The 14,234-nt window shown below is 45.7% G+C and carries 15 protein-coding genes; 6 read left to right on the top strand and 9 right to left on the bottom strand.

What is annotated here, in order from left to right; genetic code table 11:
* Positions 1-38: 38 nt before the first annotated feature.
* From ruvA to folD, 3 genes are read right to left on the bottom strand one after another with little or no spacing between them, the layout of a single operon-like run.
* Positions 39-647, bottom strand: coding sequence for a Holliday junction branch migration protein RuvA (gene ruvA / locus E4N65_RS05440; protein WP_253674522.1), 609 nt, complete (start codon positions 645-647; stop codon positions 39-41).
* A 51-nt stretch (positions 648-698) separates the two neighbouring features.
* Positions 699-1,415, bottom strand: a complete 717-nt coding sequence (locus E4N65_RS05435) for an IMPACT family protein (RefSeq protein ID WP_253674513.1) — start codon at positions 1,413-1,415, stop codon at positions 699-701.
* Positions 1,415-2,329, bottom strand: coding sequence for a bifunctional methylenetetrahydrofolate dehydrogenase/methenyltetrahydrofolate cyclohydrolase FolD (gene folD / locus E4N65_RS05430; RefSeq protein ID WP_253674511.1), 915 nt, complete (start codon positions 2,327-2,329; stop codon positions 1,415-1,417). The genes E4N65_RS05435 and folD overlap by 1 nt, the downstream gene beginning before the upstream one ends.
* A gap of 91 nt (positions 2,330-2,420) precedes the next feature.
* On the opposite strand from folD, the gene murG reads away from it, so the two are divergent.
* From murG to E4N65_RS05415, 3 genes are read left to right on the top strand one after another with little or no spacing between them, the layout of a single operon-like run.
* Positions 2,421-3,545: an undecaprenyldiphospho-muramoylpentapeptide beta-N-acetylglucosaminyltransferase gene (murG, locus tag E4N65_RS05425; RefSeq protein WP_253674509.1), complete on the top strand. Its 1,125-nt coding sequence runs from the start codon at positions 2,421-2,423 to the stop codon at positions 3,543-3,545.
* Positions 3,542-4,030: a CvpA family protein gene (locus tag E4N65_RS05420; protein WP_253674507.1), complete on the top strand. Its 489-nt coding sequence runs from the start codon at positions 3,542-3,544 to the stop codon at positions 4,028-4,030. The genes murG and E4N65_RS05420 overlap by 4 nt, the downstream gene beginning before the upstream one ends.
* 14 nt (positions 4,031-4,044) lie before the next feature.
* Complete coding sequence (locus E4N65_RS05415; RefSeq protein WP_253674505.1) at positions 4,045-5,343, top strand: hypothetical protein; 1,299 nt, start codon at positions 4,045-4,047, stop codon at positions 5,341-5,343.
* Between the two features lie 55 nt (positions 5,344-5,398).
* On the opposite strand, the gene E4N65_RS05410 is transcribed toward E4N65_RS05415, so the two are convergent.
* Positions 5,399-6,127, bottom strand: coding sequence for an adenylate/guanylate cyclase domain-containing protein (locus tag E4N65_RS05410; RefSeq protein ID WP_044016474.1), 729 nt, complete (start codon positions 6,125-6,127; stop codon positions 5,399-5,401).
* A gap of 114 nt (positions 6,128-6,241) precedes the next feature.
* Between E4N65_RS05410 and E4N65_RS05405 the strand changes: the two genes are divergently transcribed.
* Positions 6,242-7,480 carry a CapA family protein gene (locus E4N65_RS05405; protein WP_253674503.1) on the top strand — a complete coding sequence of 413 codons (1,239 nt, stop codon included), beginning with the start codon at positions 6,242-6,244 and terminating at the stop codon, positions 7,478-7,480.
* Positions 7,481-7,514: 34 nt separating this feature from the next.
* Here the strand turns inward: E4N65_RS05405 and dnaB are convergent, their stop codons facing one another.
* The 5 genes from dnaB to rpsF all read right to left on the bottom strand — a co-directional run bounded on the left by dnaB (position 7,515) and on the right by rpsF (position 10,804).
* Positions 7,515-8,840, bottom strand: coding sequence for a replicative DNA helicase (dnaB, locus tag E4N65_RS05400; protein WP_253674501.1), 1,326 nt, complete (start codon positions 8,838-8,840; stop codon positions 7,515-7,517).
* 142 nt (positions 8,841-8,982) lie between these two features.
* A complete protein-coding gene (gene rplI / locus E4N65_RS05395) occupies positions 8,983-9,567 on the bottom strand; it encodes a 50S ribosomal protein L9 (RefSeq protein WP_253674499.1) in 585 nt (194 codons plus the stop codon).
* Positions 9,568-9,703: 136 nt separating this feature from the next.
* Complete coding sequence (gene rpsR, locus E4N65_RS05390; RefSeq protein WP_044016481.1) at positions 9,704-10,015, bottom strand: 30S ribosomal protein S18; 312 nt, start codon at positions 10,013-10,015, stop codon at positions 9,704-9,706.
* Positions 10,016-10,027: 12 nt separating this feature from the next.
* Entirely contained in the window at positions 10,028-10,507 is a 480-nt protein-coding gene (gene ssb, locus E4N65_RS05385; RefSeq protein WP_253674497.1) for a single-stranded DNA-binding protein, read from the bottom strand.
* 15 nt (positions 10,508-10,522) lie between these two features.
* The gene (rpsF, locus tag E4N65_RS05380; RefSeq protein ID WP_044016487.1) at positions 10,523-10,804 is read right to left on the bottom strand and encodes a 30S ribosomal protein S6; all 282 of its coding nucleotides are present in this window, start codon (positions 10,802-10,804) and stop codon (positions 10,523-10,525) included.
* A 521-nt stretch (positions 10,805-11,325) separates the two neighbouring features.
* Between rpsF and E4N65_RS05375 the strand changes: the two genes are divergently transcribed.
* Together E4N65_RS05375 and E4N65_RS05370 are read left to right on the top strand one after the other, a co-directional pair.
* Positions 11,326-12,618: a CobW family GTP-binding protein gene (locus tag E4N65_RS05375; RefSeq protein ID WP_253674495.1), complete on the top strand. Its 1,293-nt coding sequence runs from the start codon at positions 11,326-11,328 to the stop codon at positions 12,616-12,618.
* A 176-nt stretch (positions 12,619-12,794) separates the two neighbouring features.
* Entirely contained in the window at positions 12,795-14,174 is a 1,380-nt protein-coding gene (locus E4N65_RS05370; RefSeq protein WP_253674493.1) for an MATE family efflux transporter, read from the top strand.
* Positions 14,175-14,234: the final 60 nt, after the last annotated feature.

Genomic DNA, 14,234 nt, shown 5'->3' with positions numbered 1-14,234 from the left:
TTTTCACGGTTTCTCTATTTCTCCGTTGAGTTCACTATCTACGTTGAACTTAAATTGACAATCGCAGTACGGAATAACTCTTCTTCTTTTGCAGCAGGATCAATACCTTTCGCACGCATGGATTGCGCAACCGATTCTACCGTTTCTGCAGCACGCTTTCGATCGTATCCCATATTGATAAGAGCCGTGATGATATCCTCAAACTCCGATTTTTTTGCGGTTTCCGCCCGTCCCGTGTCGTGCAATCCGGTGAGTTGTCCTTTCAGAGCAAGCACCATCTTTTGTGCCGTTTTCTTCCCGATACCGGGGATACTTTGCAGCCGTGCAACATCCCCTGCCTCAAGAGCCGCTTCCAGCGCTGCGCTGTCAAGACCGGAAAGAATTTTCAACGCCTGCTTCGGCCCAATCCCGTCAACCTTTGTTAAGTCCAAAAAAAGACTCCGCTCAGCCGGTGTTAAAAAGCCGAAAAGCCTCATCTGATCTTCCCGATGATAGAGCCATGTATAGACCCGTACCGTGCTCCCCGCAGTTCCGAATCGGTCTGCACTCAGGGCTGATACAAAAACTTCCCATTCAATGCCATTGGTTTCTATGTAGATGGACTCCGCCGTTTTACCGGTTAGCGTCCCGCTGATGCTGTTGAACATCTCTTTCTCCTTCTGAAATATATCCGAGAGAACCTCTTTTAGGGTGAGTTGCTATTCTGAAAACCGAACCGAAGACGCTCCCTTGGTGATTTCCGTAACAAGCTGAGCAAGCTCATTGCAATATTCAAGTGGAATTGAGCCGCTCAGCCGGACGGTTTGTGCAAATTCCGTTTGTGCAAAGCTGATCGGCAGGTGTGCGGCGGCGCGGAGCAGCGGGTTGTGATTCTCATAGCTGCATTCGCAGGTGAACTCCGCTTTTTGAATAAGCGGCTCCGTGTGTACTTTAGCGAGCGCCTCTTTTGCCACCGTAGAATAGGCTTTGACTAAGCCGCCTGTTCCCAATAGAGTACCGCCGAACCAACGGGTAACGGTTACAAGAATATTGGTAATTCCGCTTCCTTTTAAGACGGCAAGAATCGGCTGTCCCGCTGTGCCTGCCGGCTCTCCGTCATCGCTGCAGCCGAGTACCGCGCCGCTTTCGCCGATAACAAAGGCGTGTACCACGTGCCGAGCATCGCGGTATTGGTCTTTTTGCAGCTTTACCGTCTCTTTAGCTTCCTGCGCATTGTCCGTATAAAACACCTCGGCGCGGAACACCGATTTTTTTACGGTAAGTTCAGCCGCACCTTCGGGTATGGGCGCCGATGCTTCGGGGATAGATACCAATATGTCCGGTAAAGCAGCTGCTCTATCCGTTACTCCTGCATTCGGCGCTACAGAGTGTTCGTGTCGAGCGGTTTGCTCCCGGCTGCGGCTGAGAACTAGCATCAGGCGAGGCCTGTGTTAAGCCCTGCTCCGGTTTCCATTTCCGGCAAGCAGCCGTGCCGGAGCTGCGCGGCACGTAGGGTATTCCGCAACACCATTGCTACGGTTAACGGACCGACACCGCCGGGAACCGGGGTAATCCAGCCGGCTTGTTCAGCGGCGCTTTCAAAGTCAACATCGCCGGTCAGCCTGCTGCCCTTGGATGCAGTAGGATCGGGGACGCGGTTAATCCCCACGTCGATAACTGCGGCGCCTTTTTTTATCATGCTGCCGGTAATAAGCGCAGGATGTCCCGCAGCCGCAATCAAAATATCAGCCTGCCGTGTCAGTGCGGCAAGGTCTTTCGTTTTACTGTGGCAGAGTGTAACGGTTGCATCCGCCGCAGTGAGCAGAGCGGCAAGTGGTTTCCCGACAATCGCAGAGCGCCCGACAATAACCGCATGAGCGCCGCTGAGCGGTATGCCGTATTGCCGCAATGCATACATAATGCCCTGCGGTGTACAGGGAATAAAGCCTGAACTGCCGGTAAGCAATCGTCCTAAATTCTCCGGTGTAAAGCCATCGACGTCTTTGGCCGGATCAAGCGGCGCCAGTATCCGTCTGTTGTCCAGCGGGTAGGGTAGGGGCAGTTGAATTAAAATGCCGTCAACGGTATTGTCAGCATTCAGGTTTTGTACGCACGCTGTTAATTCCTGTTCGCTTATCGTCTCGGAATATGGAATAATCCGGCTCTGCATTCCCGCTTTCTCCAATGCCCGCACCTTTGTTTTAATGTACACCTGTGAGGCGGGATCGCTCCCCGATGATACAATCACGAGGCAGGGCTGTGGGTGCTCTTTACAATATGCGGCATTTTCTTGTGTTACCGCTTCGGTCAATGCTTCGGCTAATTTTTTGCCGTCTATAATCTGTGCCATAATCAAGTTCTCTATTGTAGTATATTAAAATCGCTTTGGGAATATCCGGCGCATTGTATGACGGTCTTTTTTCTGGTATACTTGCCGAGTTATGAGCTGTGTTATATTTACCGGCGGCGGTACCGGAGGGCATATATTCCCCGGTATTGCCGTTGCAGAAGTGTTTAAAAAAGAAACAGGAATACCGATTGTCTGGATAGGATCCAATAACGGTACCGATCGATCGTATGTGTGCAGTGCGGATATCCCGTTTTACGGAATACCGGCAGGAAAGCTCCGACGATATTTCAGCCTTGAAAACCTCATCGATGTGTTTAAAATTATCGGAGGATTTTTCGCCTCATTGATTATCCTTTTAAGACTGAAGCCTCGCTTCGTGTTTTCTAAGGGGGGCTTTGTATCGGTACCGCCGTGTGCTGCAGCGCGGTGCCTCAAGATTCCGGTTATTACGCATGAGTGTGATTTTTCTCCCGGACTTGCCACAAAAATAAATACCCGATTTGCCGCTCAAATTTTTGTTTCATACACAAAAACGGCAAGTTTTTTTCCAAATGCAGTGCAGCGTAAAATTACCGTTACGGGAAATCCCGTAAGAATGCGTTTTTATGAGGCCAATGCGGATGCAGGAAAAGCATTTATTCAATATACCGGAGATAAGCCGATTCTGTTTATACAGGGGGGGAGCCTCGGCGCACTTCAGATCAATGTACTGGTAGAGCAAACAATCCTCTTTCTTGCCGACTCTTTTTTTGTTGTGCACCAAACCGGCGCTCAACATCGTGCTCAAGGAGAACGGATTAAAAAACGGTTAAAGGAAGAACGGCCTGATTTGAGCGGTCAATATAAACCGTTTCCTTTTATCGTTGAGCAAATGCCGGATGTCCTTGCTGCCTCCGATCTTGTGATGTCGCGCGCAGGTGCCAATACCATCTGGGAAGCTGCGGCGGCAGGGAAACCGATGCTTTTATTGCCGCTTGAAAAAGGCAGCAGCCGCGGCGATCAAATTGAAAATGCGGATTTTTTTACCGAACAAGGGGCGGCAATTACCCTCTCCGGTAAAGATACGACGCCGGATGTACTTTGCAGCGTATTAACTCGGCTCTTAGAAAATCCTCACGAGTTAAAAGCGATGGCTCAAGCATCAGCTGCTCTTGCCGATGAAAAACCCGCAGTTAAAATTGCGCATCTTTTACAACAGTGGATAACGGAAGAATGAGTATAAATATACTTGATATGGTATTATTGATTATCAGCATTATTGTCATCATTAAAGTTACCGTTCGGGGTTTTATCGATGAGTTTTTTTCAATGGCGGCTTTTTTACTTGCAATTGCGGTAGCCTTTTGGTTTTACCGTCCGCTTTCTTTACACACAAAGGTGAGCGGACTTTCCCCGACGGCAATGAAGCTCATTGCTTTTTTTATGATATTTATCGTCGTGTTTATTGCCATTAAACTGCTGCAAATGCTGATCTCCGCAGTGTTCGATAATGAAATATTAAACAGCCTTGACCATGCACTCGGTTTCTTTTTGGGCTTATTTGAAGCATATATTGTACTTATTATTCTAGTAGCTCTTCTGCAGCTGCAGCCGTTTTTTAATATCGATGCGCTTATTGCCCACAGTATGATTATCCGAATGCTGGTACCGCTTCCCGTAGACAGCGATAATGTCCTACAAATAATCAGAAACGGTATCTAAGGTGAGAGGCATATATGTTTGAAAATGTACTCGGACAGCCGGTTATTCAATTGCTCAGTGATGAGCTGGAGCAGAGAAAAGTACCTCCGGCATTGCTCTTTGCCGGGCCGGAATCAAGCGGTAAACTCACCGCCGCATTGGAAACGGCACGCATTCTTTCATGTGCTACAGACGGCAGTTGGACATGCACATGTGAATCCTGCAAACGGCATAAAGACTTATCGGCAAGCGATCTTTTAATCCTTGGAACACGGGATACCGTGCTTGAAACAAAGGCGGCGGCTCATGCACTCTGTACTGCAAAGACTATGGCAGCGCGGTACCTTTTTGTTCGCGCCGTACGCAAGCTTACCTCCCGATTTGATTCCCGCCTGTGGGATACGGATGAATCCCGTTTTGTTAAAGCAGCGCCGATTCTTACTGACATAGAAGAAGCTTTATCCGATCTTACGGGTCAATACGGTAATATGGAAACCATATCGGAAGAAGAAGCAAAAAAACTGGAAAAGCAGACTGAAAAAATCACCGATCTTTGCCAAAAGCTGCAAGAAGATTGTATGTATGACACGCTCCCCGTTAATCAAGTACGGAAAGCGTCCGCATGGGTACGGTTAATGCCCGTCGGAAAAAAGAAGGTACTGATTATTGAAAATGCTGATAAAATGCAAGAATCTGCCCGAAACGCATTTTTAAAAATATTGGAAGAGCCTCCCGAATATACTGTTTTTATTTTAACCACAACGCGCCGAGCTGCCGTTATTCCGACTATTTTGTCCCGTGTACGTACTTATCTGTTCATCGAACGGGATACGGAACATCAACAGGCGGTGGTCGAGCGGGTATTCCGCGATCATCATTTTTGTGCGGCTGTATCTCCATCGCAGCCAATCCGCATTGTTTCGTACTTACAGAGTTTTTTGCCGGTTGCTCCCGAACATTTTCGGGAAGCTGCCGCAGTCTTTTGGGAGTATTGCTTAAATAGGGGAGAGCAGCAAAAAAGACAATTCACAGTTCTTATTCAAAAACTTACGGCTTATCGAACCGAACATCCGTCAACCTATGAACCGTCGATTACGGCTGTACTGAAGCTACTGAATAATTGCAAACCGAGACGAATATATATTCTTTTTTTAGAAGCGATTATTGTTTTTTTACAGGAGAGTATTCACACCGGCGTATGTACACCGTACGAATTAGAACGCTATGCTGCCGTTTCTCAGTTTATTCACACAGCCATGCAATCAGTCGATATTTTTAACGGTACACCTCAAGCAGCCTTGGAAACCCTAAGCGAACAAATTGCTTTTGCCTAGAGAATTGTCGGCAAACTGTGCGGAATTTTAGTTAAACTTCCGCACAATGAGGGAACTATAACCCAAAGGTATTTGCCGGATTTACACCTGCATAAAAATACAGAGGCTGCTTATCTTCAGCGAACACACCTTTCAAGCGTTTTGCTTCTTCCACCAATGCAGGGGCATCCTTAATGACTGTTGTAAGTGCATTCAGATTTGCAAGGTTTTTATTGATAATCAATTCCGACTTTCGAGCAAGTCCTTGTAATCGGCACGCAAGGTTGATGCCGTAACCGACATAGTCGCGATATTTTAAGGCAGATGCTTCCGCAGAAATTTCATACTTATATACCTTTTCCATCACTAAAGCACCGCCAAGTCCCAATTCGGGATAGGGGCTGAAAAGCTCCTCACCGAGGAATTCGGTATAGGTTTGAAACACCATAATCGCTTCGCCTAATGTCGTCGGAGTTGTTTCATCCCAGATAACTAAAGCACCGTCGCCCAGGAGCTTATAGTATGAACATCCGTATCCGAATTGGTTTACACAAGATAAAAAGTTTGAAGTAAACGAGGTAATGAGCGAAAACACGGCCTTTTCGTCATGTGAACAAAGGAAATTGCTGAATCCGCGTACATCGACACAAAGGATAAGTGCATGAGGTTTTACATCACCGACATATACGTTATCGAATATATCGACAGGCATCTTTTTTAATCCGGCAAGGGTTGAAGCATCAAGCTCAACGGATCCGTTTTCAGCATTAGGAAATACCAGGTTATTAAGCGATACTGTATCCATTTGCGTACAATTTATCATATTTTATTTAAAAAGGCAAGGCAAAAATTCAGTTGTTTCGCAGCTTGAATATTTTTACTATTCCCCGCATACTAATGGGGTTAGGAGTAATTCATTATGCGCCGATTAGCCGCTTTCATATTTTCTATTCTTTTTTCGTGTTGTGTTATCGCAGCTTCTCTCCAAGTCGATGATAGTCAAACCGATCAAAACGCTCCCGAACTTTCCGTAAATAATAACACTTGTTCATCCCGGAATTCCTCTCATACGCCGTCTCTTGTGATGACCTTTGCCGGCGATCTTATGGCTCATAACGTAAATTTCAATATGAGTATGTATGATTTAATATATAAAGATGTAGAAAAAATACTACATGATGATGATTTAAGTTTTGTAAATATTGAAACACCGGTCTGTGACACACTCCCGCTTTCAACGTATCCTAATTTTAATGTCCATACGTCTTATTTACGCGCTGCTGTTCAAGCAGGTTTTGATGTGCTGAGTTTTGCAAACAACCATACAAACGATCACGGCAGAACCGGTATTGACGGAACGCTTACTGCGGTACGGACAGTGCAAAAGGAACGGCTCACCGCCGGTATGCAGCCCCCATTCTTGATATTTTCCGGCTTAAAGGATTCTGAAAATGACCGTATACAAGTAACCCCATTCTTTTATAAAGGGTGGAATATACTCTTTTGTTCCGTTACGGAGATTTTGAATTCTTATGATTCATCAAAGAATCGACTTTATCACAGTGCACCGACAAAACAGGGAAGGGAAGCACTTCTTTCGGTTATTAAAGAGGCTCGCAACAGATATCCTTGCGATTTATTTATCTTGGGGCTCCATCTCAATGAGCCTGAGTACGGACGGACTGTCTCCGAAGCAAAAAAAGCGTGGTTTAAACAGCTCGGCGAAGCGGGAATTGATATTGTTTGGGCTCATCATCCTCATGTAATGCAATCATGGGAGACTATTACGGTCGAACGGCCTCTCGTTTTACAAGAAGCCGTTATTTCGGAACAGTGTCAAATCTTTTGTATGTATTCGATGGGAAATTTTATTTCCGGGCAGCGTTGGCACACACGGTATGACGACCCTGCATTCTATCGCGAATACACCGGTGATGCTGTGCTGCTGCAGCTAACGTGTACGCGGAACGAAGCGGGTAGGGCGGACTTTTCGGTTTCCCCTCTGCTTATTACCCAATACAATGAACCGACATATCCGGTGGTCAAACGCTTTACGCAGGAGTGGATCGATACGCTCAACGAAAAAGAAAAAAAATATTTTGCAAAAAGACTTGAGCTTATGCAGGGATATCTTCCAATAAATATTTCAAACGAATAAGGTATTAATTTGAGAGGCGTCGTTTTCAGCAGTACTATTCATTTCGTGTCTTAGAGACAAAACGAGTACATTCACTGATAAATTCAAGGTTGACGGTCGCGACCGGGCCGTTACGCTGTTTTGCAACAATCAGTTCGGTATCGGGACTTTCGCGTTTTTCTCGGTGTAAAAACATAACAACGTCGGCATCTTGTTCGATCGCGCCGGATTCCCGCAAATTGGCAAGTGTCGGAGCAGTCCCTTCGGCATCGCGGCCTACCTGCGATAGCGCTACGACGGGAATGTTGAGCTCACGAGCGAGGCTTTTAAGCGATTGAGAAATCTCTGCAAAACGCTCATGACGCGGGATGAGGTTGTTTTCCGAAGAAATTAAGCCGAGGTAATCGATAAAGATAATCTTTACCCCTTCCTGCAAGCAGAGCTGCCGCGCCATCGCCCGTAAATCAAGCAGCTTCATATTGGGCATATCGACGATATAGAGCGGAGCATCATAGAGCCTTCCCGCTGCATCTTGAAGTTTTTGAAAATCAGCAGTTTGTAGATTCCCCGAACGGATTTTTGAAGAAGATACCCGCGATTCGAGAGAAAACAACCGGTGGATCAGCTGCATATTGGACATTTCAAGTGAAAAGAACGCAACCGGTATTTTTTTTGTTACGGAAATATAGTCGGCAATAGTGAGCGCCAGTGCTGTTTTTCCGATTGAGGGACGAGCCCCGATGATAATAAGTTCCGAGTTTTGAAAACCGCTGGTAAGACTGTCTAAAAATTCAAAACCGGAAGGGATACCGGAGAATTCATCACGGTGTTTTGCACGCGCTTCGATAATTTCAATAGCTTCAAGAATAAGATCTTTCGGAGTATGGAAGGTCGCCGATTGCCCAGCATCGGTTAAATCGAAGATATTTTTCTGTGCCTGTTCCAGTACAGAAGAGTAGGCAACGGTTTGGTCAAAGACATCAGCATAAATTTGATGAGAAACTCGTAAAAGTGATCTACGGATAGCTGCATCAAGCACAATTTTGGCATAATAGGTGACATTTGCGGTACTGGGAACAGCATCGGTAAGCGAAGCAATATAAGCAGTACCCCCTACGGAATCAAGAAGACCTTCTTGTCTTAGATGCTCACTAATCACAAGGATATCAACATTCTGTCCTTTATTGTAAAGATCAACAACAGCCTGAAAGATTTTCTGGTGAGCAATCGTATAAAAACTTTCTGCACGGATATACTGTAAAACCGTCCCGATAGCATCCGAATCAAGCAAAATCGCTCCAAGTATGGCTATTTCAGCCTCCGTATTATTCGGCGGTATTTTATCTTTTAATGAAGACAGTTGTTTCATCATATCCGACATTTTATTTTCCTCGATAATTTTTATATATGATTTAGAGATACCCATATCCCCAAAAAAATAAAAGAGAAGCCCTGACAGAACTTCTCTTTTATAATAGGGTGATACACCGTTTTCTCCTATAAGTAAATATAAGAGAAGTCGGCTATTCTTGTGTCTCGGCGGGTTCTTCAGCTTTTACGTTAGCTTGAACTTCTTCCGTTGTTTCCGTTTGAACTTCCGCTTCTTCCTGACGGCGGCGAGAGCGTTTCTCCGGTTTTGCTTCAACCGTTTTTTCAGCCTCAGGCTGAGCTTCTACCACGATAGGAAGTACTGCGACTGCAGCTTCATACAGTTTAAGGGTTGCGTTATAATGTCCCACGCTTTTAAAGGTAAGACCGGGGAGTTCAATGCGCTTCCGTTCGATTTCGAATCCGAGTTTCTGCAACTCGTCGGAAACCGTTTGATTGGTAACTGCACCGTAGAGCTTCCCATTGGGACCTGCGGGCATAACGATTGTCAGAGTCAGTGCCTCAAGCTGCTCTTTTAAACCGGCTGCATTTTGCCGCTTAACAGCCTTCCGCTGTTCTATTTCTTCCTTGCGGCTTTCAAAATGGGCAAGAGTAAAAGAATTGCAGGGAACTGCTAAATCCCGCGGAAACAGATAGTTACGGGCATACCCTTTAGCAACGTCCTTAATATCTCCCTCTTCTCCGAGGTGTTTGACATCTTCATTTAAAATTACTTTCATTTCAAGCTCCTTATAGGCGTACCGTTACAACGGTACATAATGATAAAAAGACAGCCGCCCGGTATTCCAGGAGTTGGAATCCGGCAGCAGACAATTTAAATACTCCTAAAAACACGGTTTTTAGGAGTATCAACTCTTAGTCCACAACGTAAGGGAGTAACGCAAGTGCTCGCGCACGCTTAATTTCGAGTGCAAGCTTACGCTGATGCTTTGCGCAGGTTCCGGTAATACGGCGCGGTAAAATCTTTCCGCGTTCGGTAATAAAGCGCCGCAAAGAATCGGGATCTTTATAATCGATCTTTGCTTTCTGTGCGCAAAAGCGGCAAACTTTCTTACGGAAAAACATTTTTCCTTTTTTATTACCTTGCCGTTCTTCTCCACCGCCTTCGCGGGGATTTTCCTGTGTATTTGTATCTACTTCAGCGGTATTCAGTATTTCATCTGCCATGTTAGATTCTCCTTAAAATGGAATATTGTCATAATTGGCATTATCAAAATCGGCTTCATAACCGTCATTAGACGGCGGTGTATTTTGCCGAGCCTGGTATGCCGAAGGCGCATTTGATCGCTGATATGTCTCCCGATTGCCGTTATTCATCTGCTGGCCACTTCCAGAACCGCCCCCTAAAAGCTGAAGATTATTCGCGATAATTTCTACTTTACTGCGGGCTTGCCCGTCCTGTTCCCATCGGTTTTGCCGAAGTTCGCCGTCAATAGCGACCTGCTTTCCTTTTACAAGGTATTGATTAAGAGCTTCGCCCTGTCTGCCCCAAAGTACGATGTCGAAATAGTTTGCTTCTTCAACCCATTCTTCACCGTTTTTCCGCCGCCGATTAATTGCAATCGAAAACCTGCATACGGCAGCTCCTCCTTGGGTGTATTTTAATTCTGCATCACGGGTAAGTCTACCGACAAGTACGACATGGTTTATATCTGCCATCAATGTCCTCCTGAATTATTCATCAATTTTGATAAATAAAAAAGTCAAAAGGTTTTGATTGAGCTTAAACTTGCGGTCTATTTCGATAATCTTATCCGGTTCGGCATGGATATTGAACAATACATAGCGGCCTTTTGTTCTTTTTTTGATTTCATACGTTAATTCACGGTCTCCGAACGGATCTTCGGAATCAATTTGGACGCTGAAGTCTCCCAAAACGGAGCGGACGTCTTCAATGCCCGGCTTGAACTGCGCTTCCTCAATGGGAAAGACAGTCATCAATTCATACTTTCTCATGTGCCCTCCTAATGGCCATTAGTCCCGCATTTGCTGCGGGATGGAGTATTTATCGGGTTTAACCCCCGAAATAGCATTTACAGCCTTTTAATAGCCAATCCTATAGTAGAAGCTATCATAAAGAGGCGTAAAAGCATATGTTCCAGTATAGTATAAAAAGACTTGTTCAGTCAATGCCGCAATTTATCATTCATGATTGTAAATTATTTGTTCAAGCCTTGTTGTGTCCCGTATGCGCTGCGAGGTATCGTCTAAAATTGTCCCATCAATATTTCAGCCGAAGTTTACAGTATGTAAAATTACACCTTCCATTTTATGCTGTTTTACAGTATATTCATGCTTTATTGTTTTTAGATAGGAGCTGTACGATACAAACTGCCGAATATATCGTCAGCTTGTATCTACTCAAGTTTGCGTTGCAAACTTGTATATCTACTGCACATTCTCATTTCATTGCGAATGTGCGTAAAAAGTCAATCGAAAGTTGATACTTTCTTCTTGACTTTTTATAGGAGAAATATATGAAAAAACCATTAGTACCGATTACCTTGCTCTGCGGATACTTAGGCGCGGGCAAAACAACCTTGATGAATATGATCCTTGCGAACCAAAAGGGTTACAAGGTGGCGGTGATTGTCAACGATATCGGTGAAATCAACGTCGATGCCAGTCTGATAGAAAAAGACGCCAATATCACGGATAAAAGCAGCCTTGTGCCGCTTACCAACGGCTGTATCTGCTGTACGCTTAAAACCGATCTTGTGATGCAGATTGAAAACCTCATCGCGTCGGGAAAGTTCGACTATCTGCTGATTGAATCGAGCGGCGTATGCGAACCGATGCCGATTGCGCAGGCTATTGAAACAATCGAAAACGGCTACTTGGATAATGTCGTCAGCGTTGTCGATGCGAAGCGGCTGGTGGATGAGTTTTCCGAGGGGGCACAGCTGTTAAAAAAGGATATCGGAGAAGAAGATATCGAATCGCTGCTCGTCCAGCAGATTGAGTTTTGCTCCACGCTCATTATCAATAAAAAAGATTTGGTAACGGAAGATCAGATGAAAAAGGTACGGGCGGTTGTTACTAAGCTCCAGCCTAATGTTAAGGTGATAGAGACAACGCGGTGTCAGGTGCCGTTAGAGGATTTGCTTGCGACAAAGCGGTTTGACTTTGAAAAAGTCTTTGAAAGTGCGGGTTGGGTCGCCGAGTTGGAAAAACGTGCGGAAGAATATGACGATGATGATGAAGAGTGTGATCATGACCATGAGCACTGCGATCACGATCATCATGACGAGCATGAACACTGCGACCATGACGAACACGATCACCACGATGACGGGCACGAACATCACGAACATGGTCATCACGGACATGATGAACATGGAGGGCACGGACACGGGCATCACCACCACCATCATCACGAACATAAACATGAAGGCGCGGATGAGGATGAGTACGGTATCGGCTCTTTTGTGTACTACCGCCGCCGTCCGTTTAGCAGGGAAAAGCTTGAAAAATATGCAGGAGTATGGCCGCGTAATATAATCCGCTCCAAGGGCGTCGTCTGGTTCAGCGATGAGCAGGATATGGCCTACGTCTTTGAAACTTCGGGACGGCAAATTCAAGCGGGGGCTTCCGGCAGATGGCTCGCAACCGCCTCTAAGCGAGAGCAGGAAAAAATTCTTGCCCGAGAACCTCGGATGAGGGAAGAATGGGACGAAAAAGTCGGCGACCGGATGATTAAACTCTGCATTATCGGGCAAAAGCTTGATAAAAAGAAGATTTGTGCAGACTTGGATGCCCTACTCGATTAACAAAATGCTGGACAAAAATCGTTTTTAATAGACCAAACCTGTTCGGAAACTTCCGTTTCTGAACAGGTTACTTTGAAATGCGATGTTCTAAATCGTTCTATTTGTGCGATTTAGAACTCGGCGACCTGTTCGACAACGCAGTTATCGAACAGGTCTGTTTTGTAAGGTGAGATAAGATGGAAGAAGTAAAGGCAAGACCTATCGGCCCCGCTGAAAATAAAATGGGCGTCATGCCGATTATGAAGCTCATCCTCAATATGTCGCTGCCGATGATGTTTTCGATGTTCATTATGGCGTTGTATAATATCGTCGACAGTATCTTTGTGGCAAAAATCAACGAGGATGCGTTGACAGCCGTATCGCTTGCCTTTCCCATCCAAAACCTGATGATTTCCTTTGCCGTAGGGACGGGTGTCGGTGTTAATGCGCTGCTGTCCAAACGGCTCGGTCAGCGGAATCAAGAGGATGTCAATAAAACCGCAATGAACGCCGTTTTTTTGGCGGCCTGTAACTTTATCGTCTTTTTTATTGCGGGAATTGTACTGGTACGCCCCTACCTTGCTTCTCAAGGAGTAGACGCCGGAATTGTTACCTACGGGGAAGCGTATTTGGATATTGTACTTCGATGGTCGTTTGCGCTCTTTTTCGGTATTACGTTCGACCGGCTGCTCCAATCGACGGGACTTACGCTGTATACAATGTATTCACAGCTTTCTGGTGCGATTTTCAATGTGATATTCGACCCGCTGTTGATATTCGGGATTGGGCCGTTCCCCAAAATGGGTATTCGGGGCGCGGCACTCGCAACCGTATTGGGGCAGATTCTCGGCCTTTGTGTCTCGGTTTTCTTTAACCTAACAAAAAACCGTGAAATTCAGTTTAAGCTTAAAAACCTTCTTCCCGAACCGCGCATCGTTGCGGAAATTTATAAGGTCGGCGTGCCCTCTATTCTCCTCAGCTCGATAACATCGATTACCACCTACTTTCTCAATATCATCTTGAGCGCTTTTTCGAGCACTGCGATTGCGGTGTACGGCGTGTACTTTAAGCTGAACAGCTTTATCTTTATGCCGGTGTTCGGATTGAATAACGGTATGGTGCCGATTATTGCGTACAATTACGGGGCACGGAACAGAAAGCGGATTACAGCGACAATACGGAACGGTCTTTTGCTTGCGATGGGGGTTATGCTATTCGGGCTGGTGCTTTTTGAATTGTTCCCTGCACAGCTTTTGGGGCTGTTCGATGCATCCCCCGCGATGCTCGCGATCGGTGTTCCTGCAATCCGCATCATCGCATGCAGCTTTCTCGGAGCAGCGCTCGGTATCACCTTTTCTTCGGTATTTCAAGCATTCGGCAACGCAGTCTACAGTATGATTGCGACCTTTGTGCGTCAAATCGTCGCACTCCTTCCGGCAGCGTATCTGCTTTCGCTGTCCGGTGATGTCAATGCCATCTGGTGGTCGTACCTTATTGCCGAAGTTGTCTCCATCATCGCGTGTATCTTTTTTATGCACCGCATTTACAAAGAAAAAATCGAGCCGCTGCCGGCGTAAAGTATCGGATAATGTTTGCCTTGAGCAATTTGACATCATTCTAGACATAACCTCATTTAT

This window comes from Treponema sp. OMZ 855 (assembly GCF_024181145.1).
Taxonomy (GTDB): domain Bacteria; phylum Spirochaetota; class Spirochaetia; order Treponematales; family Treponemataceae; genus Treponema.
This window is presented reverse-complemented; position numbering and strand designations above follow the sequence as displayed.